The organism is Halostagnicola bangensis, from assembly GCF_054653435.1.
The window spans coordinates 3,258,880-3,280,785 of sequence record NZ_BAAIGG010000002.1; the positions used below are offsets into that span (position 1 = coordinate 3,258,880).

Annotated in this window: 23 protein-coding genes; 8 read left to right on the forward strand and 15 right to left on the reverse strand. The window is 62.1% G+C overall.

Annotated features, from left to right (window positions below):
- Positions 1-197: 197 nt before the first annotated feature.
- Both ACYQ14_RS17945 and ACYQ14_RS17950 read left to right on the forward strand, forming a co-directional pair.
- Entirely contained in the window at positions 198-1,955 is a 1,758-nt protein-coding gene (locus ACYQ14_RS17945) for a 2-oxoacid:acceptor oxidoreductase subunit alpha (RefSeq protein ID WP_459889944.1), read from the forward strand.
- Complete coding sequence (locus ACYQ14_RS17950) at positions 1,952-2,815, forward strand: 2-oxoacid:ferredoxin oxidoreductase subunit beta (protein WP_283838714.1); 864 nt, start codon at positions 1,952-1,954, stop codon at positions 2,813-2,815. The genes ACYQ14_RS17945 and ACYQ14_RS17950 overlap by 4 nt, the downstream gene beginning before the upstream one ends.
- 170 nt (positions 2,816-2,985) lie before the next feature.
- Here the strand turns inward: ACYQ14_RS17950 and ACYQ14_RS17955 are convergent, their stop codons facing one another.
- Positions 2,986-3,642 carry a DUF6517 family protein gene (locus ACYQ14_RS17955; protein ID WP_459889946.1) on the reverse strand — a complete coding sequence of 219 codons (657 nt, stop codon included), beginning with the start codon at positions 3,640-3,642 and terminating at the stop codon, positions 2,986-2,988.
- Between the two features lie 155 nt (positions 3,643-3,797).
- Between ACYQ14_RS17955 and ACYQ14_RS17960 the strand changes: the two genes are divergently transcribed.
- The gene (locus tag ACYQ14_RS17960; RefSeq protein WP_459889948.1) at positions 3,798-4,970 is read left to right on the forward strand and encodes a pyridoxal phosphate-dependent aminotransferase; all 1,173 of its coding nucleotides are present in this window, start codon (positions 3,798-3,800) and stop codon (positions 4,968-4,970) included.
- A gap of 22 nt (positions 4,971-4,992) precedes the next feature.
- Here ACYQ14_RS17960 and ACYQ14_RS17965 read toward each other — a convergent pair whose 3' ends face one another.
- The 3 genes from ACYQ14_RS17965 to ACYQ14_RS17975 form a co-directional block, all read right to left on the reverse strand.
- Positions 4,993-5,436, reverse strand: a complete 444-nt coding sequence (locus ACYQ14_RS17965; RefSeq protein ID WP_459884186.1) for an RNA-binding protein — start codon at positions 5,434-5,436, stop codon at positions 4,993-4,995.
- Between the two features lie 37 nt (positions 5,437-5,473).
- A complete protein-coding gene (locus tag ACYQ14_RS17970) occupies positions 5,474-5,713 on the reverse strand; it encodes a DUF1918 domain-containing protein (RefSeq protein WP_459884124.1) in 240 nt (79 codons plus the stop codon).
- An 87-nt stretch (positions 5,714-5,800) separates the two neighbouring features.
- Positions 5,801-6,484, reverse strand: a complete 684-nt coding sequence (locus ACYQ14_RS17975) for a type 1 glutamine amidotransferase domain-containing protein (protein ID WP_459884127.1) — start codon at positions 6,482-6,484, stop codon at positions 5,801-5,803.
- A 143-nt stretch (positions 6,485-6,627) separates the two neighbouring features.
- Here ACYQ14_RS17975 and ACYQ14_RS17980 point away from each other — a divergent pair, with 143 nt between their 5' ends.
- On the forward strand, positions 6,628-7,080 hold the full coding sequence (locus ACYQ14_RS17980; RefSeq protein WP_459884130.1) for an Hsp20/alpha crystallin family protein: 453 nt from the start codon (positions 6,628-6,630) through the stop codon (positions 7,078-7,080).
- A 101-nt stretch (positions 7,081-7,181) separates the two neighbouring features.
- On the opposite strand, the gene ACYQ14_RS17985 is transcribed toward ACYQ14_RS17980, so the two are convergent.
- A complete protein-coding gene (locus ACYQ14_RS17985) occupies positions 7,182-8,189 on the reverse strand; it encodes a DHH family phosphoesterase (protein WP_459884133.1) in 1,008 nt (335 codons plus the stop codon).
- Positions 8,190-8,460: 271 nt separating this feature from the next.
- On the opposite strand from ACYQ14_RS17985, the gene ACYQ14_RS17990 reads away from it, so the two are divergent.
- Both ACYQ14_RS17990 and ACYQ14_RS17995 read left to right on the forward strand, forming a co-directional pair.
- A complete protein-coding gene (locus tag ACYQ14_RS17990) occupies positions 8,461-9,657 on the forward strand; it encodes a thiolase domain-containing protein (RefSeq protein ID WP_459884135.1) in 1,197 nt (398 codons plus the stop codon).
- Complete coding sequence (locus tag ACYQ14_RS17995) at positions 9,654-11,078, forward strand: ACP synthase (RefSeq protein ID WP_459884137.1); 1,425 nt, start codon at positions 9,654-9,656, stop codon at positions 11,076-11,078. The genes ACYQ14_RS17990 and ACYQ14_RS17995 overlap by 4 nt, the downstream gene beginning before the upstream one ends.
- Before the next feature lie 192 nt (positions 11,079-11,270).
- Here the strand turns inward: ACYQ14_RS17995 and ACYQ14_RS18000 are convergent, their stop codons facing one another.
- The 10 genes from ACYQ14_RS18000 to ligA form a co-directional block, all read right to left on the reverse strand.
- Entirely contained in the window at positions 11,271-12,281 is a 1,011-nt protein-coding gene (locus ACYQ14_RS18000) for an ornithine cyclodeaminase family protein (protein WP_459884140.1), read from the reverse strand.
- 51 nt (positions 12,282-12,332) lie between these two features.
- Positions 12,333-12,548 carry a DUF8015 family protein gene (locus tag ACYQ14_RS18005; RefSeq protein WP_459884142.1) on the reverse strand — a complete coding sequence of 72 codons (216 nt, stop codon included), beginning with the start codon at positions 12,546-12,548 and terminating at the stop codon, positions 12,333-12,335.
- A 370-nt stretch (positions 12,549-12,918) separates the two neighbouring features.
- A complete protein-coding gene (locus ACYQ14_RS18010; protein WP_459884144.1) occupies positions 12,919-13,335 on the reverse strand; it encodes a DUF3054 domain-containing protein in 417 nt (138 codons plus the stop codon).
- 183 nt (positions 13,336-13,518) lie between these two features.
- The gene (locus tag ACYQ14_RS18015; protein ID WP_283838727.1) at positions 13,519-13,881 is read right to left on the reverse strand and encodes a DUF8159 domain-containing protein; all 363 of its coding nucleotides are present in this window, start codon (positions 13,879-13,881) and stop codon (positions 13,519-13,521) included.
- Positions 13,882-13,971: 90 nt separating this feature from the next.
- A complete protein-coding gene (gene tpiA, locus ACYQ14_RS18020) occupies positions 13,972-14,616 on the reverse strand; it encodes a triose-phosphate isomerase (protein ID WP_459884146.1) in 645 nt (214 codons plus the stop codon).
- Positions 14,617-14,736: 120 nt separating this feature from the next.
- A complete protein-coding gene (locus ACYQ14_RS18025; protein ID WP_345782556.1) occupies positions 14,737-15,294 on the reverse strand; it encodes a multiprotein bridging factor aMBF1 in 558 nt (185 codons plus the stop codon).
- Between the two features lie 85 nt (positions 15,295-15,379).
- Positions 15,380-15,994: a CDP-alcohol phosphatidyltransferase family protein gene (locus ACYQ14_RS18030; RefSeq protein WP_459884148.1), complete on the reverse strand. Its 615-nt coding sequence runs from the start codon at positions 15,992-15,994 to the stop codon at positions 15,380-15,382.
- A complete protein-coding gene (locus tag ACYQ14_RS18035) occupies positions 15,991-16,557 on the reverse strand; it encodes an adenylate kinase family protein (RefSeq protein ID WP_283838730.1) in 567 nt (188 codons plus the stop codon). Before ACYQ14_RS18035 ends, ACYQ14_RS18030 begins: the two co-directional genes overlap by 4 nt.
- Positions 16,554-17,714 carry a histidinol-phosphate transaminase gene (hisC, locus tag ACYQ14_RS18040; protein ID WP_459884152.1) on the reverse strand — a complete coding sequence of 387 codons (1,161 nt, stop codon included), beginning with the start codon at positions 17,712-17,714 and terminating at the stop codon, positions 16,554-16,556. The genes ACYQ14_RS18035 and hisC overlap by 4 nt, the downstream gene beginning before the upstream one ends.
- 50 nt (positions 17,715-17,764) lie before the next feature.
- On the reverse strand, positions 17,765-19,528 hold the full coding sequence (gene ligA, locus ACYQ14_RS18045) for an ATP-dependent DNA ligase LigA (protein ID WP_459884154.1): 1,764 nt from the start codon (positions 19,526-19,528) through the stop codon (positions 17,765-17,767).
- 187 nt (positions 19,529-19,715) lie between these two features.
- Here ligA and ACYQ14_RS18050 point away from each other — a divergent pair, with 187 nt between their 5' ends.
- Positions 19,716-21,299: a glutamate-cysteine ligase family protein gene (locus ACYQ14_RS18050; protein ID WP_459884156.1), complete on the forward strand. Its 1,584-nt coding sequence runs from the start codon at positions 19,716-19,718 to the stop codon at positions 21,297-21,299.
- A 161-nt stretch (positions 21,300-21,460) separates the two neighbouring features.
- On the forward strand, positions 21,461-21,906 hold a 446-nt coding region (locus ACYQ14_RS18055; protein ID WP_459889951.1), incomplete at its 3' end, for a 2-phospho-L-lactate transferase CofD family protein.

Here is a 21,906-nt window from a genome sequence, read left to right on the forward strand (position 1 = left end):
TGTCACCCGAAAAGTCGTTCCGTTCTGCGAGTGTCAATCCGTTCTTGGCGAAAAAATCTTCACTACAATAATCCACAATACTCGCGCAAAAACGGCCTGTAAACCGGTACTACCGGCAACATATCAACGTCAGCTATGGTTAGGCGGTTGGGGTTTCAGAAGGCTTTTCATTTGGTGGGGGCAAGGTGCGACATAACATGGCTGAGGACCTTAATTGGGCAATCGGAGGTGAGGCCGGGGATGGGATCGACTCCACCGGGAAGATCTTTGCTCAGGCGCTCTCCAGGGCAGGACGACACGTGTTCACATCCAAAGACTTCGCGTCCCGAATCCGGGGCGGCTACACCGCCTACAAGATCCGGACGTCAGTCGACCAAGTCCAGAGTGTTGTCGATCGTCTCGATATTCTGGTCGCGTTAACCCAGCGGACCATCGACGAAAACCTCGACGAACTCCACGACGGGAGCGCAGTCATCTACGACGGCGAACGCTCGTGGGACGCGGAGATTCCCGACGACATTACGGCCGTCGACGTGCCGCTCAAGTCGATCGCCGAAGACGCCGGTGGTGCGATCATGCGCAACATCGTCGCGCTCGGTGCCGCGTGTGAAATCACCAACTTCGACGTCGAATACCTCGACGAATCCCTCGAGAAGCGTTTCGGCGGCAAGGGCTCGAAGATCGTCGAGAACAACAAGAAGGCTGCCCGCCTCGGTCAAGAATACGTTCAAGAGAATTACGACTTCGAGGACCTTGAGTACGACCTCGAGACGACGGACAACGACTACGTCCTGCTCAACGGCGACGAAGCCATTGGTATGGGCGCGCTCGCCGCTGGCTGTCGGTTCTACGCGGGATATCCGATCACGCCGGCGACGAACGTTATGGAGTATCTCACCGGACGAATCGAAGAGTACGGGGGTCACGTCGTTCAGGCCGAAGACGAACTCTCGGCCATCAACATGGCGCTTGGAGGGGCTCGAGCCGGCGCGCGATCGATGACGGCAACGTCCGGTCCGGGTATCGACCTCATGACCGAAACGTTCGGGCTAATCGCGACCAGCGAAACGCCGCTCGTCATCGTCGACGTCATGCGCTCCGGTCCCTCGACCGGGATGCCGACCAAACAGGAGCAGGGCGACCTGAACATGACGCTGTACGGCGGCCACGGCGAGATCCCACGGTTCGTCGTCGCACCGACGACGATCGCGGAGTGTTTCTGGAAGACCGTCGAGGCGTTCAACTACGCCGAACAGTACCAGACGCCCGTCTACGTCGTTTCGGATCTGGCGCTTGCAGTCACCGAACAGACGTTCCCGCCTGAGGCCTTCGACATGGACGAGGTCGAGATTGACCGCGGCAAACTCGTCGAGCAGGACGAGGTCGATCAGTGGCTCGACGACGAAGGTCGATTCCGCGCCCACGCCGTCACCGACGACGGCGTCAGCCCGCGGGCCATCCCGGGAACGATCGACGGCGCGCACATGAGTACCGGCCTCGAGCACGACGAACTCGGTCGTCGAACCGAAGAGGAGGGCGAGCGCGTCGAGCAAGTCGATAAGCGAAACCGGAAGGTCGAGACGGCAAAAGAGCAAGAGGAGTGGAACTACCGAGAGTTCGGCGATTCGGATTCGGACAACCTGGTCATCTCCTGGGGCTCGAACGAAGGCGCGCTCGTCGAAGCGCTCGAGTACCTCGAGGAGGAGGGGACCAGCGTCCGAGTCATCTCCGTTCCGTACATTTTCCCGCGGCCGGACCTGACCGAAGAAGTCGAAGCCGCCGACGAGGCAATCGTCGTCGAGTGTAACGCGACGGGACAGTTCGCGGACGTAATCGAACACGACACGCTCACCCGCCTCAAGCGGATAAACAAGTACACGGGCGTGCGCTTCAAGGCGGACGAACTCGCAACAGAGATCACCGACAAACTCTCAGAGGAGGTTCCAGCACAATGAGCTCCGACGTACGATTCACTGACTTTAAATCCGACAAGCAGCCGACGTGGTGTCCCGGATGCGGTGACTTCGGGACGATGAACGGCATGATGAAAGCGCTGGCGAACACCGGCAACGACCCCGACAACACGTTCGTCGTGGCGGGGATCGGCTGTTCGGGCAAGATCGGGACCTACATGCACAGCTACGCGCTGCATGGAGTCCACGGCCGCGCCCTGCCGGTCGGAACCGGCGTCAAGATGGCCCGCCCCGATATTGAAGTAATGGTCGCTGGCGGCGACGGCGACGGCTACTCGATCGGTGCCGGTCACTTCGTCCACGCCGTTCGCCGAAACGTCGACATGACCTACGTGGTCATGGACAACCGCATCTATGGGCTGACGAAGGGCCAGGCCTCGCCGACCTCGCGGTCGGACTTCGAAACGTCGACGACGCCGGAAGGGCCACAACAGCCGCCGGTCAACCCGCTCGCACTCGCACTCGCCTCCGGCGCGACGTTCATCGCCCAATCGTTCAGTTCGGACGCGATGCGCCACGCCGAGATCATCGAGAAGGCGATCGAACACGACGGCTTCGGCTTCGTCAACGTCTTCAGCCCGTGTGTCACCTTCAACGACGTCGACACCTACGACTACTTCCGCGATACGCTCGTCGACCTCAAGGAAGAAGGCCACGACCCAACCGACTACGAAGACGCCAAGGAAGTCATCACCGACGGCGAAAAGGAGTATCAGGGCGTCATGTACCAGAACGATGAGGCGTTACCGTACCACGAACAACACGGCGTCACCGAGGACATGTCCGAGATTCCTGACGGCGCACCCGAGGACGCGATGGATCTCGTTCGCGAGTTCTACTAAGCAACGGACTCGCCGCGAAGCGTCTCAATATTCTTCAATTTCTTTCCCATGATTTCGCTTTTCGGAGCGAAGTGAGCCGATTCGGACGTCCCCCCGGGACGAATAATGTCTGCTATCAGCGATAGTCAAGCAGTCCAGTATCGCAGACGAACGGCGGAAAAGACCGTCCCCTAGACGGGGTGTTCGACCGACTCGAGTAACGACTCGACGTCGTCGCCTTCGTCCTGGAACATCTCAGGATACGTTCCGACGAGGACGATGTAGTCGTCTTCGTGGGAAAACGACGACACCACGAGGTCGATATCGATCTGTTCGTCCTGGTATTCGGTTTGGCCTCGAAGGAGGTCGACATCACGCCCCTCGCCGAGAATCGAGACTGAGAACGTCTCCTCGTGGTCGATATCGTCGATGTTCGCCTGGTCGCTTTCCATTTCGTCCATAAACTCGTCGAGCAACTCTTCGCTGTCCATATCGTCGATCGGGTTAAACGACCGGCCAGCGACGCTCATGTCGGGAATCGAGACGGCGACGAACGCCGTCGCGTCCTCGGATTGACCACGAATATCGACCTCCTTGGAGTAACTCGAGATCCACAGCGACGCCCGAATCTCTCGTTCGACGCCGATCTCGACGGTCTCTTCGAACGTCTCCTCTTCGATTTCGAGTTCCTCGAATCCAGTCTCTTCTAGCGTTTCGTCCGACGGCCCAACCCGTTCGGCGTCGAACTCGAGCGGTCCCTCGCCGCGGACGAAGTCTACACAGCCAGCCGATAGTGCGACCGCACCTGTCACTCCAGTTGCAAGAAAGGCCCTGCGTGAGGAAGTCATTATAGCGAGTATTCGGCAGGAACGCCATATTCGTTACGGCTTGTTCATTCGTGTAGACAATATTGTATTGACACGAAGGGGGTGGACAGGCGACTCGGCAGGCATTCGAGAGAGACACATCAAGAGTTATCGGGATTGGCCCCTCTCTAAGAGACATGACGGAGTTCTCAGACCGGGTCGAGCAGGTGTCGATTAGCGGTATCCGCGAAGTGTTCGAAGCCGCGGGTGACGACGCGATCAATCTCGGTATCGGGCAACCGGATTTCCCGACGCCCGAGCACGCTCGAGCGGGCGCGATCGACGCGATCGAAGCGAAGAAAACCGACGCCTACACCTCTAACAAGGGGACGCGGGAGCTCCGCGATGCGATTTCGGCAACGTACGACCGCGAATACGATATTGCCGTCGATCCGGCAGATATCATTGCGACCTCCGGCGGAAGCGAGGCGCTACATCTCGTCCTCGAGGCTCACGTCGATCCGGGACAGGAAGTCATCTTCCCGGACCCAGGTTTCGTCTCCTACGACGCGCTAACCAAAATTGCGGGCGGAACGTCGAAGCCGGTTCCGCTTCGGGACGACCTCACGCTCGATCCGGCGGCGGTCGAGGAGGCCATCACCGACGACACCGCGGTGTTCGTGGTCAACAGCCCCGCGAACCCGACCGGTGCGGTCCAGAGCAAGGACGATATCCGGGAGTTCGCACGCATCGCCGACGAACACGACGTGCTCTGTCTCTCCGACGAAGTGTACGAACGCATCGTCTTCGAGGGCGAGCACTATTCTCCGCTCGAGTTCGCTCAGACGGACAACGTCGTCGTCGTCAGCGCCTGTTCGAAGACCTACTCGATGACTGGCTGGCGACTCGGCTGGGTGCTCACTGCGGAGGATTCATCGCCTTCATCTCGTGGCGACGATGTCGCCGCGAACGGCACGAACCGCCGAATCGAGCGCATGCTCCGAGTCCACCAGTACGGACAGGCCTGTGCGAGCGCGCCGGCCCAGTACGCCGCTGAAGCCGCGCTGACGGGGCCACAGGACCCCGTCGAGGAAATGGTCGAGGCATTCGAACGCCGACGTGATGTGGTTCTCGACGGCCTCGAGGACGCCGGACTCGAGGTTCCGAAACCCTCGGGCGCGTTCTACGTCATGCCAAAGGTCCCCGAAGGCTGGTGCGAGGAGGTGCTCGACCGGGACGTGATCGTCGTCCCCGGCGACGCCTTCGGCGCGAACGGCGACGGCTACGCGCGGCTCTCCTACGCGACCGGCATGGAGGAACTGAAAGAAGCGCTGGAGAGTATCGACGCAGCGACTCGAGCGGTCCAATAATCGGGTCCCGTATCCGGAGTTGTTACTGAACGTCTTCGTCCTCGAGTCGTTCGAGGACCTCCTGGGCGTTCTCGACGGCGGCCTCCTTTTTCGCGGGATATGCTTCGACTTTCGCGCGGAACGTTATTCCGTCGCCGAGTCGGCTCTCGCCGCTGAACGCGGCCTGCTTGTCGAGCGTGAGATAGAGTTCGGTGTTTTCAGTGACCCGCTGGTCGAGTTCGTCGATCAGTCCGTCGAAATCCTCGAGATCGGTGAGTCTCGAGAGGACGTGCCGAACGTCGTCGGCGTTTTCGGCCCGCGCCGAAAGGACGAGGATGCGATCGCCGTAGTGGCCTTCGCTCTCGACGCGCTCGAGTTCGAACTCTTCGGGGAGGAACGTTCGCAAGGCCTCCTCGACGCGTTTTTCGTCTTCGGTGGCGTAACAGAACGTTCGCAGATCAACGTAGTGAAGCGGGATTTTTGGCATCAGTCCGGTGAGAGAACGGGCGTAGTTAGTGGTTCGATTACTCGTCGTCCGCGTCGGCGTCGTCGTCTGCGTCGGCGTCATCGTCCGCGTCGGCGTCCTCGGGAGCGGCCTCGAGGGCGTCTTCGGGAACGCCGGACTCCTGGCCGTCTTCGAAGCTGATCGTGTAGGTAACGTCGCCGAACATGGATTCCATCGTCTGAGTGATCGTGCCAACTTCGCCGTCGAATTCGCTGTGTTTGTCGTGTAGCACGACGTGGTCGTCTTCCTCGAAGCTCATAGCTCGCTCTTCCCCGCCATTGCGTAAAAAGGGACTGATTCGATTCGGGTGGTTGACGTGGAACTTCGAAACCCCTCGTGGCGTCGGTTAGGCTTCGATCCCGAGTTCTTCGACCAGCGTATCTCCGGCCGCACTCGAGGAGCCGGGACCTCGAGCGGTGATCAGGTCGCCGTCGACGGTGACGCTCGTGTCCGACTCGAGTTCGGCGTCCCAGTTACCGCCCGCGGCGACCACCTCGTCTTCGACCCAGTAGGGAAGCTTTCGACCGTCGGCCAGTAGATCTGCGTCGTCGACGATTCCTTCCTCCCACTCGTTCGGGAACCCGGTCACGTCGCGATCGTGAACGATAAACGCCCCGTGGCTGTCTCGAGCGAACGCGAGGATCGCGACGGCGTGACAGACGACAAGCGCCTTTCCGTCGCCCTCGATCGTCTCCCGCAAGAGCGCGCGAGCGTGTTTATCCTGGTTGATATCCCACTCGGCTCCGTGGCCGCCGGGGAAGACAACGGCGTCGTACTCGCCCGCTCGCGCCTTCGCGAGCGGAATGGGATCGTTCAGTCGCTCGTCGCTCTCGTGGACCTCCATCACGTGCTCGGCGGTCTCCTCGCCGACCTGTTCTGGGTCCGCCGAGCGCTCGTCGATCCGTGGCGGTCCGCCCGTCGGGGTCGCGACCGTGATCTCGACCCCGGCCTCGGAGAGCGTCTCGAGCGGCTCGATGCATTCTTCTCCCCAGTAGCCTTCCTCGCTGACGACAAACAGTGCTCGAGTCATACGCTTGAGTACGGGCCCCAGCACATTAACGGCCGTCCAACCCCTCGGTTCTGCCGCAATCGCCCTTTCCGACCTATTTCGATAGCGAACGGTCACGACTGCCGAGAGTGGGCTTTTTCGCCGTCGGCGTCCTAGAGTGTCATATGTCAAAGCGAACGAATCCGTTCGAAGAACTGCTCGAGCGATTGACCCGTCAGTTACAGTCGGCAAAGCGCTCCAGCGAGCGCGCGACCGAGATGAATCCGGAACGCTTCGGTATGAGCGTCGGGTCGCCGGAGACGGGAATCGATATGACCGATAGCGGCGACGAATTCGTCGTTGTCGTCGACGTTCCCGGATTCGAACAGGACGATATCGACGTCCGATTGACCAAGCGGAAGCTGTCTATTGACGGCGAACGCGAACACGAAATCGACGAGTCGGAGGAGACCTACCTTCGGCGCGAGCGCCAGACTCGATCGTTCAGTCGACAGCTCACCCTTCCTGATCCCGTCGACGCCGAGGCTGTCGACGCACAGCTTAACAACGGCGTTCTGACGATCCACCTGCCGAAGCTCGAGCCGGACGAAGCGGCTCACTCGATCGACATCGAGTGAAGTAGACAAGCCGGCATTCGACGGAGGTCCGGGTCAGTATTCTGGGTCGACATCCGCTGAAACGTTCGGATATGTGAACCGCTTCGTTCGCTCGAATAGCGTTACTCACCGCTCCCGTTGAGGTTGAGCGCATCGAAAAACCGCTTCTCGAGGCGAGTGCTGGCGAACTCGAGCAGTTCGTTTTCGTCTCCCGCGACATCGGCGAACAGACCGAGGTCGATGTGACCGCCGGCCATGTCGTGGTGGCCCCCGACCGTTCCGAGCTCTCCGAACGCCTTCATCAACGTTTTACCGGCCTGTATGCGCGGATCGATAGATCTCGCACTCATTCGTATCGTGCCGTCGACGATTCCGTAAACCAGCACGGTATCGACACCCTCGAGGTTGAGCAGGTAGTCGGCCGCCTGGGGGAGGGCATCGGTCTCAGAGGTTCGCCCGACGCCCGCGGCCAGCGACGATCCGCGCCGCGTGCGCGTCGAAATCGCGTGCCCAATTGCGTCGATCGTCGCTGGAGAGAAGGCGCTTCCATACAGTTGTTCTAACATCTCGAGATCGGCCTCCGGATACACGGCCAGTGCCGCCTCGTACTCTCGTTCGGTCGGCTCACGTACGAAGTCGAGGCGCTCTCGATGCAGTGCGAACAACAGGGCCGAGGCCAGCCGGGTCGAAATCGACAGTTCGAGGTCGAAACAGTACTCGACGAATATCGTCGCCGTCGCTCCGTAATTCGTCCGAATATCCACGAACCTCGCGTCGACGTCGCCGTCCGGGTGGTGATCGACGACGATGTCCGGTTCGATCGCCTTCGGGAGCTGCGTGTTCCTGCCCGGTACCGAGTGGTCGACGAACGCCAGGCAATCGTCCTCGGCCATCGACACCTCTCTCAACGGTTCGATCCCGACGTTGAGCATGTTTACGAACGCTCGATTCTGCTGGTGGGAGATCTCGCCACCGTATACGATATCGATCTCGGAAAGTTCCTGCGCCCGTGCGATCCGTTTCAGTGCGAGGGCGCTCGCGAGACAGTCCGGATCCGGATTGTCGTGACAGACGATGGTGAGCGAATCCATCTCCTCGAGAGTGTTCCCTAACTCCTCCGCTCGAGACATACCTAATCCTACGGACACGAGGGGCTTGTAAGTCGTGTCGGGAGGGAACGCGTATTCTCGAGAAATCCGCGATTGAAAGCTGGAATAAGATGGTATGATTGTCCTGTCCTTTCCACCCGACGCGTATCTCTCGACTACGGGAACATACCAGACAGAATATATTTCTCTCCCACGACGGGAACAATTCACCCGAAGGACTGATTCAGCGTCCCCCTATCATTGTCTACTGAGATTATATAATTATTTTACGTCGGGTCTCCCAGCCACTTCTATGTCAGACGCGTACCTCGTCGGTGCCGGACAATCGGACTACGGGGCGTTCCCCGAAGAGAGTTACAGGTCGCTGTTCCGAACGGCGTTCGAGTCGGCCCTCGAGAGCGTTCCGAAAGGACTCGAGAAGTCGGCCATCGACGAGGCGTTCGTCGGGACCCTCGGCGTCGGCGGGCGCCAACTCGGGCTCTCGGGGCCCGCCGTGACCGAACACGTCGGGCTCGAGGGCGTTCCCTGTACGCGCGTCGAAAACGCCTGCGCCGCGAGCGGCTTTTCCGTTCGCAGCGCCGTCCAGGCTGTCAAGTCCGGGATGGCGGACGTCGTCCTCGCGAGCGGCTTCGAGGTGATGTCCGACATGAGCTCCGACGCGACGAAGTACTGGCTCGGCGTCTCGGGTGAGACCGAATGGGAGCGCCTCTCGGGCACGACGTTCTCCGGCGTCTACGCGCAGATGGCCAGCGTCCACATGGACCGCTACGGAACGACGCGCGAACAGCTCTCTCGAGTCGCCGTCAAGAATCACGCGAACGGAGCCAGAAACCCCCACGCCCAGCTCGGGTTCGAGTGTTCGCTCGAGGATGCGATGGAAGCCCCGGTCGTCGCCGATCCGTTGAACCTCTATCACTGCTGTCCGACCTCCGACGGGGCCGCCTGCGCGCTGATCGTCAGCGAAGACGTCGTTTCCGAGTACACCGACGAGCCGATTCGGGTTGCCGGCGTCGGAGCCGGAAGCGATTCGGTCGGACTCTTCGAGCGCGAAGAATATACCCGCGTTCCGGCTAGCGAACGAGCCGCCGACGCCGCCTACCAGACGGCGGGCGTCGGTCCCGACGACCTCGACTTCGCGGAGGTTCACGACTGCTTTGCCATCGCGGAACTGCTGGCCTACGAAGACCTCGGCTTTTGCGAACGCGGTGAAGCCGGCTCCCTGGTTGAGTCCGGAACGACCGAACTCGGCGGCGAGCTTCCGGTGAACACCTCGGGAGGCCTCAAATCCAAGGGCCACCCCATCGGCGCGACGGGTGCCGGGCAGGTCGTCGAGGCGTACAAACAACTGACCGGAACCGCCGGCGAGCGACAGGTCGAGGGCGCGACTCGCGGACTCACCCACAACGTGGGCGGGAGCGGTGGTGCTGCGGTGGTTCACATCTTCGAGAAGGAAGGCGAATCGGGAGGCGAATCGGGGGTGCAAGCATGACCGGCATTTCCGCGATTGGTACCTACACCCCGCGGTTTCGAATCACCGCCGAGGAGTTTTCCGACGCGTGGGGCCAGTTCCAGGCCTCGGGCGTGAACCAGAAGGCGGTCGCTGCAGCGGACGAGGACGCACTGACCATGGCCTACGAAGCCGCGACGAGGGCGCTCGAGGTCGGCGACGTCGACCCCGAGTCGATCGACTGGCTCGGCTTCGGGACCTCCCGGCCGCCGGTCGCCGAGGAGGATCTAACTGCACGCCTCGGCGCGATGATCGCGCTCGAGTCCGGGACGACGAGACACGTGTTCACGTCGAGCACGCGAGCGGGAACACGCGCGCTGTGGGCGGGCATGGACGCCGTGCAAGCCGGCGCGGAGCGCGCGCTGATCGTCGCCGCCGACGCGCCCCGCGGCGAACCGGACGACGCTATCGACCACGCTGCTGGTGCCGGCGCAGCGGCGTTCGTCCTCGAGCACGACGGTCCCGCACGGATCGTCGACCGGGCAGAGTACGCCCGTGCGTTTCCCGGGACCCGCTTTCGCGAATCCGGCTCGGAGACTATCGACGAGCTCGGCGTGACCCAATACGACCGACACGCGTTTACCGAGACGATCGGCGGCGCTGTCGACGGACTCGAAGAAACGTGGTCGCCGTCGGCCGCCGCGATTCAGGCACCCGACGGGAAACTCCCCTACCGCTCGAGTGGGCCAGCGGGCGTGGAGACGGACGACATTCGAGCCGCCGCGACGGTTCACGACCTCGGCGATCTCGGGGCGGCGAGCGTCCCAATTTCGGTCGCTAAAGCCCTCGATAACGGCTACGAAACGATCCTCGCCGTTTCCCACGGAAGCGGCGCAGGGGCCGACGCGTTCGTGATCGAGAACCCGAGCGAGGTTCCGACGACGCTCGATCTCGGCGGCGAAACGCCGCTTTCCTACGCGGCATATCTGCGCCAACGCGGTGTCGTCACCTCGGGGCCGCCCTCAGGCGGCGGTGCCTACGTCAGCGTCCCTGCCTGGCAGCGGTCGATCCCACAGCGGTATCGACGCGAAGCGGGACGGTGTCCGGAGTGTGGGTCGCTCGAGTTCCCACCCGAAGGTGCCTGTCGATCCTGTAATTTCCTCGGCGAGTACGACCCGGTACAGCTCCCGAGAGAGGGGACGATCGAGGCAGTAACGACGATTTCACAGGGCGGAGCGCCGCCCGAGTTCGCTGAACAGCAGGCCCAGTCGGGCGATTACGCCGCGGCGATCGTCGCCTTCGAGGTTGGCGGCGAAAGGGTATGTCTCCCCGCGATGGGAACCGACGCCGATCCATCAACGCTCGAGGTCGGAGACCGAGTCGAGACGACGATTCGCCGAATCTACACGCAGGAGGGCGTGACTCGATATGGATTCAAGATTCGGCCGCTCGAGACCGCTTGAGTGATTTCCGCCCCTCATTAGCGTTCCGAACTGGCGATAAGGTTGAAATGGGATTGCACCAGAGTACCCTCTGCGGGGTGGATGTCGTCACCACTGGGCGTTCCAGGACGACTGCCACGCCGCTGTCACCAGCGGGGGCACCCAACGTAGGCCGTATTGGCCTTTTTGTAGTCGTCTGCGGAGGATGTCGAGCTACTGGGAGTCGAGTCGACCCGTCAGCGCTTCGCTCGCCGGTGCGAACGAAATTTTCGTGCCGAGGTCGTTTTCGAGCGCTCGTTCGTACAGCAACGACGCCGCAGCGACCGTTTCGATCCCCGTTCCCCCGCTGTCGAAGACGGTTATCTCGTCGTCGGACGTCCGCCCGGGTTCGGCGCCCGCGACCACGTCGCCGAGTTCGGCGTGAACGTGATCCGCCGAAACGCGGTCCGCCTCGAGCGCGGCGATGAACGATCCCGCATCCTGGGTTACTCGCTCGCGAAGGTCGGGAACGTAGGTCGCGCGTTCGATGGTCGTCGCGTCCAGTTCCCGTTTGTTCGGATCGTACTGGCCCATCGCGGTCACATGCGTCCCGGGATCGAGGTGCTCGCCGTCGAACACCGGATCCGTCGCCGTCGTCGCCGTGATCACGACGTCCGCACCGGAGACGGCGTCCTCGCTCGAGGAGACGGCCGTGACCGACGCCTCGAGGGAATCGTCGAACTCCTCGGCGAACGACTCCCGGTTTTCTCGAGTCGGCGAGTAGACGCGAACGTCGGTGAACTCGCGAACGGTCGCCGTGGCGTGGAGCTGTCCGCGGGCCTGCGAGCCGGTTCCGATGACTGCAAGCGTCGTGGCGTCCTCTCGTGCGAGATAATCGACCGCGACGGCTCCGGCGGCACCGGTTTTGAACGGGTTCATGCTCGCCCCGTCGAGCACTGCAAGCGGTTCGCCCGATTCGGCGTCGAACAGCGGCGTCATAAACCACGCGTCTTCAGTCGAGAAACCCGCACTGTACATATACCCGCCCATCGCTCCAGTTTCGGGCAGCAGGGCGCCATACTCGGTGAACATACCGTCGGGATCGGTGCGGAAGTACGCCGAACGGGGATCGGCGGACGCGCCGTTCCCGACCTGACGGTACCCTTCTCTGACGGCTTGGACGTACGCTTCCGGTGTTGCGAGCCCGGAGACATCATCGCTCGAGAGAAACAGTGTATCGGTCATACATGACCCATAGCGACCAGGAGAGAAAAAGACAGGGAGACAGCGTCGCGTTCAGTCAGCGTTGATCGGCGGTCGCGTCGTTCCGGTTTCGTCCGTGGAGTCGACCGGGGCGTTGACGAACATCGCGTGACCGATAAGCGCCATCGCGACGAGCGAACCGATCGGTATCGCTGCGCTCGGGGAGATCCCAACGACGGTGAGGGCTGCGGTGATCCCGAGCAGTGCGACTGGGATGAGGCCGAGAACAATGTCGTAGTATCCAGTCATAATGTATTCTAACGTATGTGGAATAGTAATATAAGTGTTTCTCATAATCGCTTGATACTGGACTTGTTTCAGACACGGATCTGTTTCAGCACGTTCTCATAACTTATGGAGATAACATACTCCGACACAAGATAGTACATTCTCGATATAAGTATGCTATTAGACAACTACCCACACATTATATCGCTGTTTAATTTGCATCTAATCGCCGTACGAAGCCGGCTTCGGTACTAGTAGCGAAAGGGATCCTCAATAGCTGTCGAACCAGACGCTCCGCTCGTCTCTCGAGCCATCCAATTAATTATAATTTGATGTGTCTTTATTCAAATATGAGAAGGATCGGCCCCGACTCGTCCCCCGGTCGCGGCATTCACCTGCTCACGGCGAACGCGGTCCGCCAGAGTACGAAGACCACGAGGCCCGTACCGGTGATCACCAGGTTGAACGGGTACGCTGCGCCGCCGTCGAACAGGGGCGAAGACCGGATAATCAACCCGAGGTTTGCCGCAGCGATCCAACAGAGGGTCGCGTACCGGGCAACTCGAGCCGGATCGGCGTACACACCTCTTGTGTATAGTCCCGCCAACATCGAGACGAGGACCCACCCGATAAGAAACGGAACGATAGCCTCGACCGCTCCGAGCGGGTTCGCCAGCGGGTTGCCGCCGTGGTGAAGGTGTCCGTACGTGACGAGCCCGGACAGGAGCGCGATATCGACGACGCCGAGACCGACCCCTTCGCGCGTGAAACCGCCGGCAACGTCTCCAAATCGAGTTCTCGTGCTCATGAATATGCTACAATTCCCGCCCTTATTGTGTTACCCGATTTCCACCACTACACAAACAGCTTGCGGCGGCGAATCCGATCCGAGGCTATCGCACACTTCGCCTTGCGTATTCCGTGCTAACGGACGGACTACGCGAGACAACAAACATCTCAGCAGTGACGCCACCCTCTCTCGAGCCGTGACCTACTCCTGAGACGGAGCCCGTATCGTTTCGAGCACGCGCTCGGAAAATTCGGGTGCCGACAACCCCTCCGAGAGCCCCCGAAACCACGCCTCTTCGACGTGCCAGTGGCCGCGAACGGCACCGTCGGTCGTCGTCGAGGTCACCTCGAGCCGTCCCGGCTCCCAGTCGTCGCGTTCGTCTTCGATAGCGAGTAGCGTCCGGACGACCACGCCGACTTCGTGACTAGTTACCGTCTCCGATTCGCTAACCGCCTCGTATGTCAGCGTGATTCGATCTGCAGTCTCTTCGTACGCCGTGACGTAGTAGCCGTTGCTCATCAATCGGTTCTCGAGACTCACGGAAACGGGACGGTCCTCGCTCATTACCGGGCGTTTGCGAGCGAGCACGAAAAGGGTAAGCACGAAACTGCGGGTGCGAGACGGGTGGGGACCAAGTCCTCACCCGGTTCGGCGTTACAGCGGATCGACGAGGTCCTCGAGCGCCGCCTCGGGGTCGTCCGCCTTCGCGACGCCGCTGGCGAGCAAGACGCCTTCCGCGCCGAGTTCGCCCGCAGAAACGACGTCGTCGCCGGTGCTGATTCCCGCACCGCAGAGGACCGAAACGTCGTCATCGACGCCGCTGGCGGCCTCGACGGCATCCTCGACGATATCGGGATCCGCTTGACTGACCGGCGTCCCGGTTCCGATGAGTTCCGGCGGCTCGACCGCGACGGCGTCCGGGCCGAGCGCCGCGCTCGCACCGATCTGTGCCGGATTGTTCGCACAAACGATCGTCTCGAGGCCCGCACGTTCGGCGGCCCGAACCGAGCCGTCGATATCCGCGAGCTTCAGTCGGTTCTCGGAGTGATTGATCAGCGCTCCCTCGGCTCCCGCTTCGGCGACCGATTCCGCCAGCGTGTGACCCGTATTACTTCCGTAGTCGATCGAGTCAACGTGTTGGGCCCACGTCTCGACGCCGGTTGCCGCAACCCGCTCTATGTGAGCGTCCTGGGGAGCGACAGCGAGTCGAGCGTCGGTTTCCTCGTCGACGTCGCGAACCGCTTCGGCGACGGCGACTGGATCACACGGATACGTCTTCAGATTGACGAGGATCAACATACCGGAGACAGGCATGCCAGAACAGAAAGAGGTTTCGACAACTGTGCGAGGGCGGTCCGAGTGGGCCGTCAACCGCTACCTGCCGAGGAATCGGACGGGTCCACGTCGATACCCGCGCGATCAGTCCTTTCGCTTGACCACGTCACCGAGCGTGTAGCTCCCGCTCGAGGAGCCTCCGTCCCAGTCGGCATCCTCGCTCGAGCCGCCCTCTCCGGTGAGGCTAATGTTGAGGAACTTCTCGAGTTTCGACTGGACGCTGTCGGTCGGAAGCGTGTCGCCGCGCTCGAGTTTCGTGATAAGACTCGCCTTTTCGTTGAGTTCGTTTGCGAGCTCCGACTGGCTGAGTCCCTCCTTTTCGCGGGCCAGACGAATCCGGTCGTCGTAGTCGGTCGCGATTTCGTCCATGTCGTCGAACATGTCCGACCTTCGGGTCGAGCCGCCCGAACTGCTGGCGGTGCTCGAACTCGAGGCCGACCCGGAAGACTGCCCGCTCGAACTCGAAGAACTACCGGCGTTCGACCCCGTCGAATACTTCGTCGACGTACTCGAACTCGAGGACCCGGTTTTCACTTCGGTGCCGAAATCTGTGCAATCCGAACACACGTCCAGTTTGGCACCCTCAACTTTGATCGTTTTCGGGGACGACGTCTCGGCGCCACACATTTCGCACTGAACCATGGCAGACTCTATATTCCGGTGCGTGATAAACCATGCGGCGAGCCTCGAGTTGGTAGAGAAACAGGTACCTGGCGTCGATCGACGTTCAATCGAGCGCCGACCAGGAGTAGAAAAACCGCTGGAGGGCGGTGAAGTGCCCGACGACGGCGAGGAAGACCAACAGCCAGCCGATCACAGTGAGGTCGGCCGGAGCGATATCCCACAGCGGGTAGGCCAGAAAGCCAACGATGCCGATGATCGCGAGCCGGTCCGCCCGACCGACGAGTCCGCCGTAGACCCGATCCAGACCGACGGCCTGGGCCTGCGTTCCGAGATACGACGTCATCACGACGCCCGTCACCGCGAGGAAACCGAGGAAGTAACGCTCGATGCCGGCTGCCAGTCCGGCGATGATGACGATATCCGCGTACCGATCGAGGACGTGATCGAGCAGGTCCCCGCCGGCAGAGGCGACGCCCTGCTCACGCGCGAGCGCGCCGTCGACGATATCCAACCAGCCGTTGACGAACACGAGTACCGCCGCAACGACGAACCAGATCGGGTCCGCCCGTCCGCCGAGCATGAACGCGGCGGCCGCGGCGGCCGCCATCCCGAACGCGAGCACGCTGACGCTGTTCGGCGTCATGCCGATTCGATCGAAGCCCTTAACGAACGGGTCGAGAAAGCGCGAAATGTACGGTCTGAATTGATCGAGCGTCATGTGAGATACCCCATAAAGTCGACCTCGCCTGCACCCGGTTCTCGCTCACCAGAAACGACCGCCTCGAGCGCGTCTGCGACATCGTCAGGCCGGCTGTCTGTCGTATCAATTTCGTACACCGACTCGAGACCGTGCCGGTCGACGGCTTCGCCGAGGATGACATCGAGCGCTTCGCTCTCGGCGTTTTCGCTCGCTTTCTCCGGTGACTCGCCGCGCTCTTCGAGACGTTTCTCGAGGAGATCGGGTTCACAGCGCAACACGGCGACACGATCGGCCTCGAAGTGGTGTGCGAGGTGAGATTCGATTAGCACGTCGTCCTGTCCTTCGAGCCGAGCCTCGAGGGCGTCCATATCCGCGACCTTGCTCTGGCGGTCTTCGTCAACCTCCGTGTACAACTCCTCGTCCTCGAGTAACTCGTTGAGATGGACGACCTCGAGCGTCGAGCCGTCGACGGAGACCGCGCCCGTCTTCGAGTCCGAATCGGATTCGGCGAATCGGGACTCGAGTGCGGCAGTCGCGGTGGTCTTTCCGGTTCCGGGCGTTCCGGTGATGGCGACCCTCACGTGTCCGACACCTCCGAGGCGTTCGTGTCGGAGGTGTCACCTGTTTGTGCTCCATCGGGGAGGCCGAACTCCTCGATCACCCGATTGAGCGTCTCGACCGCGCGTTCGGTCTCGGATTCGGTACCGCAGGTGATGCGAATACAGCCCGGTAATCCGAAGCTCGTGCAGTCCCGAACGATCACGCCCCGCTCTTGCATTTCTTCGGCCACCGCCGAGGCGTCGCCGACGGCGATGAGGACGAAATTACCCTCGCTCGGCCAGACGTGCGCCTCGACGTTCTCACGCATGGACTCGCGCGACTCGAGCGTCGTTTCGACGGTTCGATCGACGTGCTCGCCGTCGTCAAAAGCCGCCAGACCCGCGCGACAGGCCAGTTCGCTCGCCGCAAACGGGGTGTTTACGCGTGCGTACGCGTCGCCCCACTCTTCGGGAACGATGGCATACCCGAGTCTGACGCCGGCGAGGCCGTAGGCTTTCGAGAACGTCCGCAGGGTCGCGACGTCGTCTCGAGCGTCGTATCCGTCGTTCCCCTCGATCAGCGCGAGTGCGCTCTCCACGTCGGCGAACTCGCCGTAGGCCTCGTCTACGACGACGAGCGTGTCGTCACCCGTTTCCTCGGCTACCCGCTCGATTTCCTCGAGATCAATCGTCGAACCCGTCGGATTGTGCGGGCTGGTCAGGTAGACGACCCGCTCGCCGTCGTAGGCCTCGAGAACCGGCTCAGCAGTCTGTTCAAAGTCGTCTGTTCGCTCGAGCGCGTACGTACTGATGTCGCCGTGGTGGAATCGGGCGCTCATCCCGTAGTAGGCAAATCCCGGCTCCGGAACCAGAATCTCGTCGTCAGGCTTGAGGGTCGCTCGGTGGAGATAATCGATCGCCCCGTCGCCGCCGTTGGCGAGCCACACCTGCGAGTCGTCGACTCCCCAGTCCTCGGCGATAACTTCCGTCAGATCCGCGTGTGCGGCTTTCGGGTAGCTATTGACGCTCGAGGCGGTCTCGCGGATCGCCTCGACGGCTGCGGGCGAGGGCCCGTGGGGGTTCTCGTTGGAGGCCAGTTTGATGAATTCGGCGGGATCACGCCCGAGTTCGCGGGCGACCTCCTCGATCCCCCGACCGGCCTGATACGCGACGTGGTCGGATAGATCGCGCGGTTGCATACGACAGCCTTCTCGCGGCGGCTCTTAAGGGTGCTTACCTGGCCTCGATCCTATTCGTCCCGGATCCGTTCGATGCGCTCGAGCGAATCGGCGTCGGCCGGGTCCTTATCGTGGCGAACGCTCCGGAATCTCGGGAAGCGAAGCGCGTATCCCGACGAATACGTCGGCGACGACTGGATCTCTTCGTACCCGACCTCGAAAACGACCGCGGACTCGAGTTCGACGCGCTGGCCCTCTTCGGTCTGAACGTGGGGCTCGAGGAGTTCCGTGAGGTCGGCCAGCTTTTCGTCGGTGATCCCCGTCGCAACCTTCCCGACGGTCTCGAGGGAGTCCCCGCTATCGCCGTTGCGAACGGAGAGCTCGAACGTTCCCAGAAACGTCGCTCGTCGCCCTTCGCCCCACTCCGCCCCCGTCACAACGCAATCGAGTGTCTCGACGTCAGGTTTGCGCTTTCGCCAGTGTTTCCCGCGTCGCCCCGGCGAGTACGCCGAGTTCGGATCCTTGAGCATGATTCCCTCGTGACCGGACTCGAGGGCCTCGGCATCGATCGATTCGATTTCGTCCGGGTCGTCGGTCCGCCACAGGAGAGAGAGCCCCTGAATTTCATCGAGCGAGTCGCTGTCTGGCTCGTCCGCTTCCCCGAGCAGTTCGACGAGCCGACCGTGTCTCTCCGTCAGCGGAGACTCGAGATAGTCCGTCCCCTCCGCGTGCAAACAGTCGAAGAAGACGGGCCTGACCGTCACGTCTTCGCGCGCTTTCGCAATGTCGTGTTTCCGCCGGAAGCGTTTAAGCACCTCCTGGAACGGAAGCGGCGAACCGTCTCCATCCACGGCGACGACCTCTCCGTCGAGAATAACCGGTACCTCGAGTTCCTCCTCGGCGAACTCGACGACCTCGGGAAGCGCGGTCGTCACGTCCTCCATATTTCGTGAAAAGACGCGGGTTTCGGCGTTCGACGCCTCGATTCCGTCGGGATCGTAGTGCAGTTGTACGCGCGCGCCGTCGTACTTCCACTCGACGGCGGCTTCCTCCCACTCCTCAAGCACGCCGGTTACCGTTCCCGTCTGGGCGAGCATCGCCTGGACGGGTCGCCCGACCTCGAGGTCCATCGCGTCTAGTCCCTCGAGCCCCTCGTCTCGTGCGACGCGAGCGACTCGTCCGTAATCGTTCGAGACCTGTAGCGCTCGTTCGACGCGCTCCGTCGGGACGTCGAACGCCGCCGCGATCGCATCCCGAACGGTTCCCTCGCCGACGCCGATTCGCATCTCCGAGAGGACCAACCTGGCGAGGTATCTGGCTTCCTCGCTCGAGCACTGGTTGAACAATCCAAAGAGCAGGTCGATCTTCCTGTCGGCGCTCCCGGAGCCGTCCGCCGCTGCGAGATCGCGGAGCGTCTCGTCGACCTCGCGGACGGTGAGCGCGTTCCCACCGGCGTCCCCGGTGAACGCCCCAAGACCCCGCTGACCGCCGTACTCGTAACTCGCCGCGACGTCGCCGATCTCGCCCAGTTCTGCCAATCGATCCTCGACATCAGCCGGACCCACGTTCGTTCCCGCCGCGCGAGCGATCGCCTCGTAACACGAACTGGGACCGATATCGAGCGTCGTCGACTCCCACGCAGGAAAGACCCGACCCTGGACGTACCGAGCGACGATCTCGAGTTCGTCGTCCCCGCACTCGAGATCCGCCCCGTCTTCCTCGGAGATTTCCCCCGTGCTCTCCTCGAAAAGCGCCCTGACGTGATCGACGGTCTCGAGGTCCGCTGGCTCGGCTTCGATCTCGGCGGCGCGATCCGCGAACGTGGCGAACTCCATCGACGATGGCTACGTAACTGACGGTGTTAAACGGATTGACTGGCCGTCGGTCGACCGACGAACGAATTCTTCGCAACGTCGCCCGTCGGCGAGCGATAATCGGGTCAACGAGCGCGGTCGTGTGAACAGATCCCACCCGTGGTTCGATGGGCGTGCCTTCAAGGCAATCGGGCTCACACTCGGATGTATGCCAGAGGAGGAACTCGCTGAGCGGGTCGCAGACGTACTGACGGTCGATGCCGAGGAGTTTCGCTCCCAGGCGGAGGCCGACGCCGAAACGATCATTCAGGCGATCGACGAGGGCGTCTTCGATAACCCGCAGGCCATCGTCGGCCTCGAGTACGAGTTCTACGCGGTCGAATCCGACGCGTGTTCGCTCCGTCGGGTCCCGCGCCGCCTCCTCGAGTTGATCGGGTTCGAGAAGGAACTCGGCCTCCACAACGCGGAGATGACGACGAGTCCCCAACCGCTGAACGCTCACGGGCTTCGCGCACAGGAGTCGGAGGTCAAGGCCCGCCTCCGGACGGCACTCGACGTGACGCACTCGGAAGGGATGCGCCTCGTTAGCGACGCGATGTGGACGATTCCGCCCGAAGGCGAGGATGCGACGACCTATCTCACGGACAGCGTCGAGCGGACGGTTACCGGTGCTGGCGAGAACGACGAGGCGTCCGGATCCGCCGAGGGTGACGATCAGCAGATCCGAATCGCGACGAACATGAGCGATTCGGGGCGGTATCACGCGATGGCCAACACTGACCGCGCCCAATCCGCGGCGATGGAAATCGACGCCCCGAACGTGACGCTCGAGGCCGACACGGTCATGCCCGAAAGCCTGATCACGTCGATCCAACCGCATTACCAAGTTCCCCACGCGATCGACCTTCCGCTGTACTTCAACTACGCGCTTCGCATCGCCGGCCCCCTCCTGGCACTCGGCGTCAACTCCCCGTTTTTCCCCCCGGATTGTTACGACGAGAACGCAAGCCCCGACGAGATCCTCGAGGACGCGTGGATGGAGCACCGAATCGCCATCTTCGAATCGGTGCTCAACGAACGCCACACCTCCGAAGGGAAGGTTCGTTTCCCGCGCGACCTCGGAAAGGTCGAAGAAGCGATCGAGCGGATCGTCGACGACGACACCCTCGTTCCGATGCCCGTCGAAACCGGCGACCGATTCGACGATCAGTTCCCTCACTTCCGGCGCAAACACGGCACCTACTGGCGCTGGGTTCGGCCCGTCTTCGACGGCGCGACGCGGTCGGCCGCCAACGCGCGAATCGAGTTTCGGCCAATCTCCGCCCAGCCGACGGTTCGGGACTCCATCGCCTTCCAGGCCGCCTTCGCCGGGCTGATGGAGAGTCTGGTTCGTCTCGAGCACCCCGTCTACGAACTCGACTGGGAGCACGCCCACGAAAACTTCTACGCCGCGATGCGCGACGGCCTCGACGCGGACATGACGTGGATCACGAACGACGGCAAGGAGACGTCCGATTTGGTCGACCTCTACGACGACCTGCTGGCGCACGCGGAGGACGGCCTGACGAACCGTGACCTTTCGGAGGAGGAAGCCGCGAAGTACCTCTACCCACTCAGGCGACGCGTTCGGCAGGGGCTCACGCCGGCCCAGTGGAAACACGACGAAGTGAGCCGCCACCTCGAGTCCGGCGAGGATCTCGAGACGGCGATCGAATCGATGCAACGGCGATACGTCGAGCGCCAATCGGAGACGCTCCTCGAGGGGAGCTTTGCCGACTGGGTCAGCGAGTGAGGCGACTCGGTTGTCCGATATATTTCGTTCTCCCGCGAATAAGGCGTCGAGTACCGTTGAGCGCGTGAATTTTTAATCCTCGGCCGACCGAAGGTGCCCCGATATCGCATTCCAGGGCTCAGGCTGAAAGGGTCTAAGTACTACCGGACGCGTGTGTGCGTATGGTTACGTTCCTCTCCGGTGGCACCGGGACACCGAAGCTGGTCGACGGAGTGGAAGCTGTATATTCGCCCGACGAGATAACGATCGTCGCCAACACGGGCGACGATATCGAACTCGGCGGCTTGCTGGTCTGCCCGGACGTCGATACGCTTCTCTTTCAGGGCGGCGACGTGCTCGACCGCGAGACCTGGTGGGGGATCGAGGGCGACACGCACCGAACGAACGCCGAACTCATGGAGATCGCCGATGCGGCTGACCTCCCGGACGGACCGCAGTACCTCTCGGCGGATCGCCAGACTGCGGGTCGGGAAATCGCAAACTGGCGGCGCTTCTCGGGGGTCGCCGAGTTCATGACGATCGGTGACCGTGATCGCGCCGTCCACATCACGCGAACGAGTCTCCTCGATCAGGGCCACTCGTTGAGCGAGGCCCTGGCCCGACTCTC

Coding starts and splice junctions, on each gene's coding strand:
- ACYQ14_RS17945 (WP_459889944.1), top strand. CDS start 198: ATGGCTGAGGACCTTAATTGGGCAATCGGAGGTGAGGCCGGGGATGGG.
- ACYQ14_RS17950 (WP_283838714.1), top strand. CDS start 1,952: ATGAGCTCCGACGTACGATTCACTGACTTTAAATCCGACAAGCAGCCG.
- ACYQ14_RS17955 (WP_459889946.1), bottom strand. CDS start 3,642: ATGACTTCCTCACGCAGGGCCTTTCTTGCAACTGGAGTGACAGGTGCG.
- ACYQ14_RS17960 (WP_459889948.1), top strand. CDS start 3,798: ATGACGGAGTTCTCAGACCGGGTCGAGCAGGTGTCGATTAGCGGTATC.
- ACYQ14_RS17965 (WP_459884186.1), bottom strand. CDS start 5,436: ATGCCAAAAATCCCGCTTCACTACGTTGATCTGCGAACGTTCTGTTAC.
- ACYQ14_RS17970 (WP_459884124.1), bottom strand. CDS start 5,713: ATGAGCTTCGAGGAAGACGACCACGTCGTGCTACACGACAAACACAGC.
- ACYQ14_RS17975 (WP_459884127.1), bottom strand. CDS start 6,484: ATGACTCGAGCACTGTTTGTCGTCAGCGAGGAAGGCTACTGGGGAGAA.
- ACYQ14_RS17980 (WP_459884130.1), top strand. CDS start 6,628: ATGTCAAAGCGAACGAATCCGTTCGAAGAACTGCTCGAGCGATTGACC.
- ACYQ14_RS17985 (WP_459884133.1), bottom strand. CDS start 8,189: ATGTCTCGAGCGGAGGAGTTAGGGAACACTCTCGAGGAGATGGATTCG.
- ACYQ14_RS17990 (WP_459884135.1), top strand. CDS start 8,461: ATGTCAGACGCGTACCTCGTCGGTGCCGGACAATCGGACTACGGGGCG.
- ACYQ14_RS17995 (WP_459884137.1), top strand. CDS start 9,654: ATGACCGGCATTTCCGCGATTGGTACCTACACCCCGCGGTTTCGAATC.
- ACYQ14_RS18000 (WP_459884140.1), bottom strand. CDS start 12,281: ATGACCGATACACTGTTTCTCTCGAGCGATGATGTCTCCGGGCTCGCA.
- ACYQ14_RS18005 (WP_459884142.1), bottom strand. CDS start 12,548: ATGACTGGATACTACGACATTGTTCTCGGCCTCATCCCAGTCGCACTG.
- ACYQ14_RS18010 (WP_459884144.1), bottom strand. CDS start 13,335: ATGAGCACGAGAACTCGATTTGGAGACGTTGCCGGCGGTTTCACGCGC.
- ACYQ14_RS18015 (WP_283838727.1), bottom strand. CDS start 13,881: ATGAGCGAGGACCGTCCCGTTTCCGTGAGTCTCGAGAACCGATTGATG.
- tpiA (WP_459884146.1), bottom strand. CDS start 14,616: ATGTTGATCCTCGTCAATCTGAAGACGTATCCGTGTGATCCAGTCGCC.
- ACYQ14_RS18025 (WP_345782556.1), bottom strand. CDS start 15,294: ATGGTTCAGTGCGAAATGTGTGGCGCCGAGACGTCGTCCCCGAAAACG.
- ACYQ14_RS18030 (WP_459884148.1), bottom strand. CDS start 15,994: ATGACGCTCGATCAATTCAGACCGTACATTTCGCGCTTTCTCGACCCG.
- hisC (WP_459884152.1), bottom strand. CDS start 17,714: ATGCAACCGCGCGATCTATCCGACCACGTCGCGTATCAGGCCGGTCGG.
- ligA (WP_459884154.1), bottom strand. CDS start 19,528: ATGGAGTTCGCCACGTTCGCGGATCGCGCCGCCGAGATCGAAGCCGAG.
- ACYQ14_RS18050 (WP_459884156.1), top strand. CDS start 19,716: ATGCCAGAGGAGGAACTCGCTGAGCGGGTCGCAGACGTACTGACGGTC.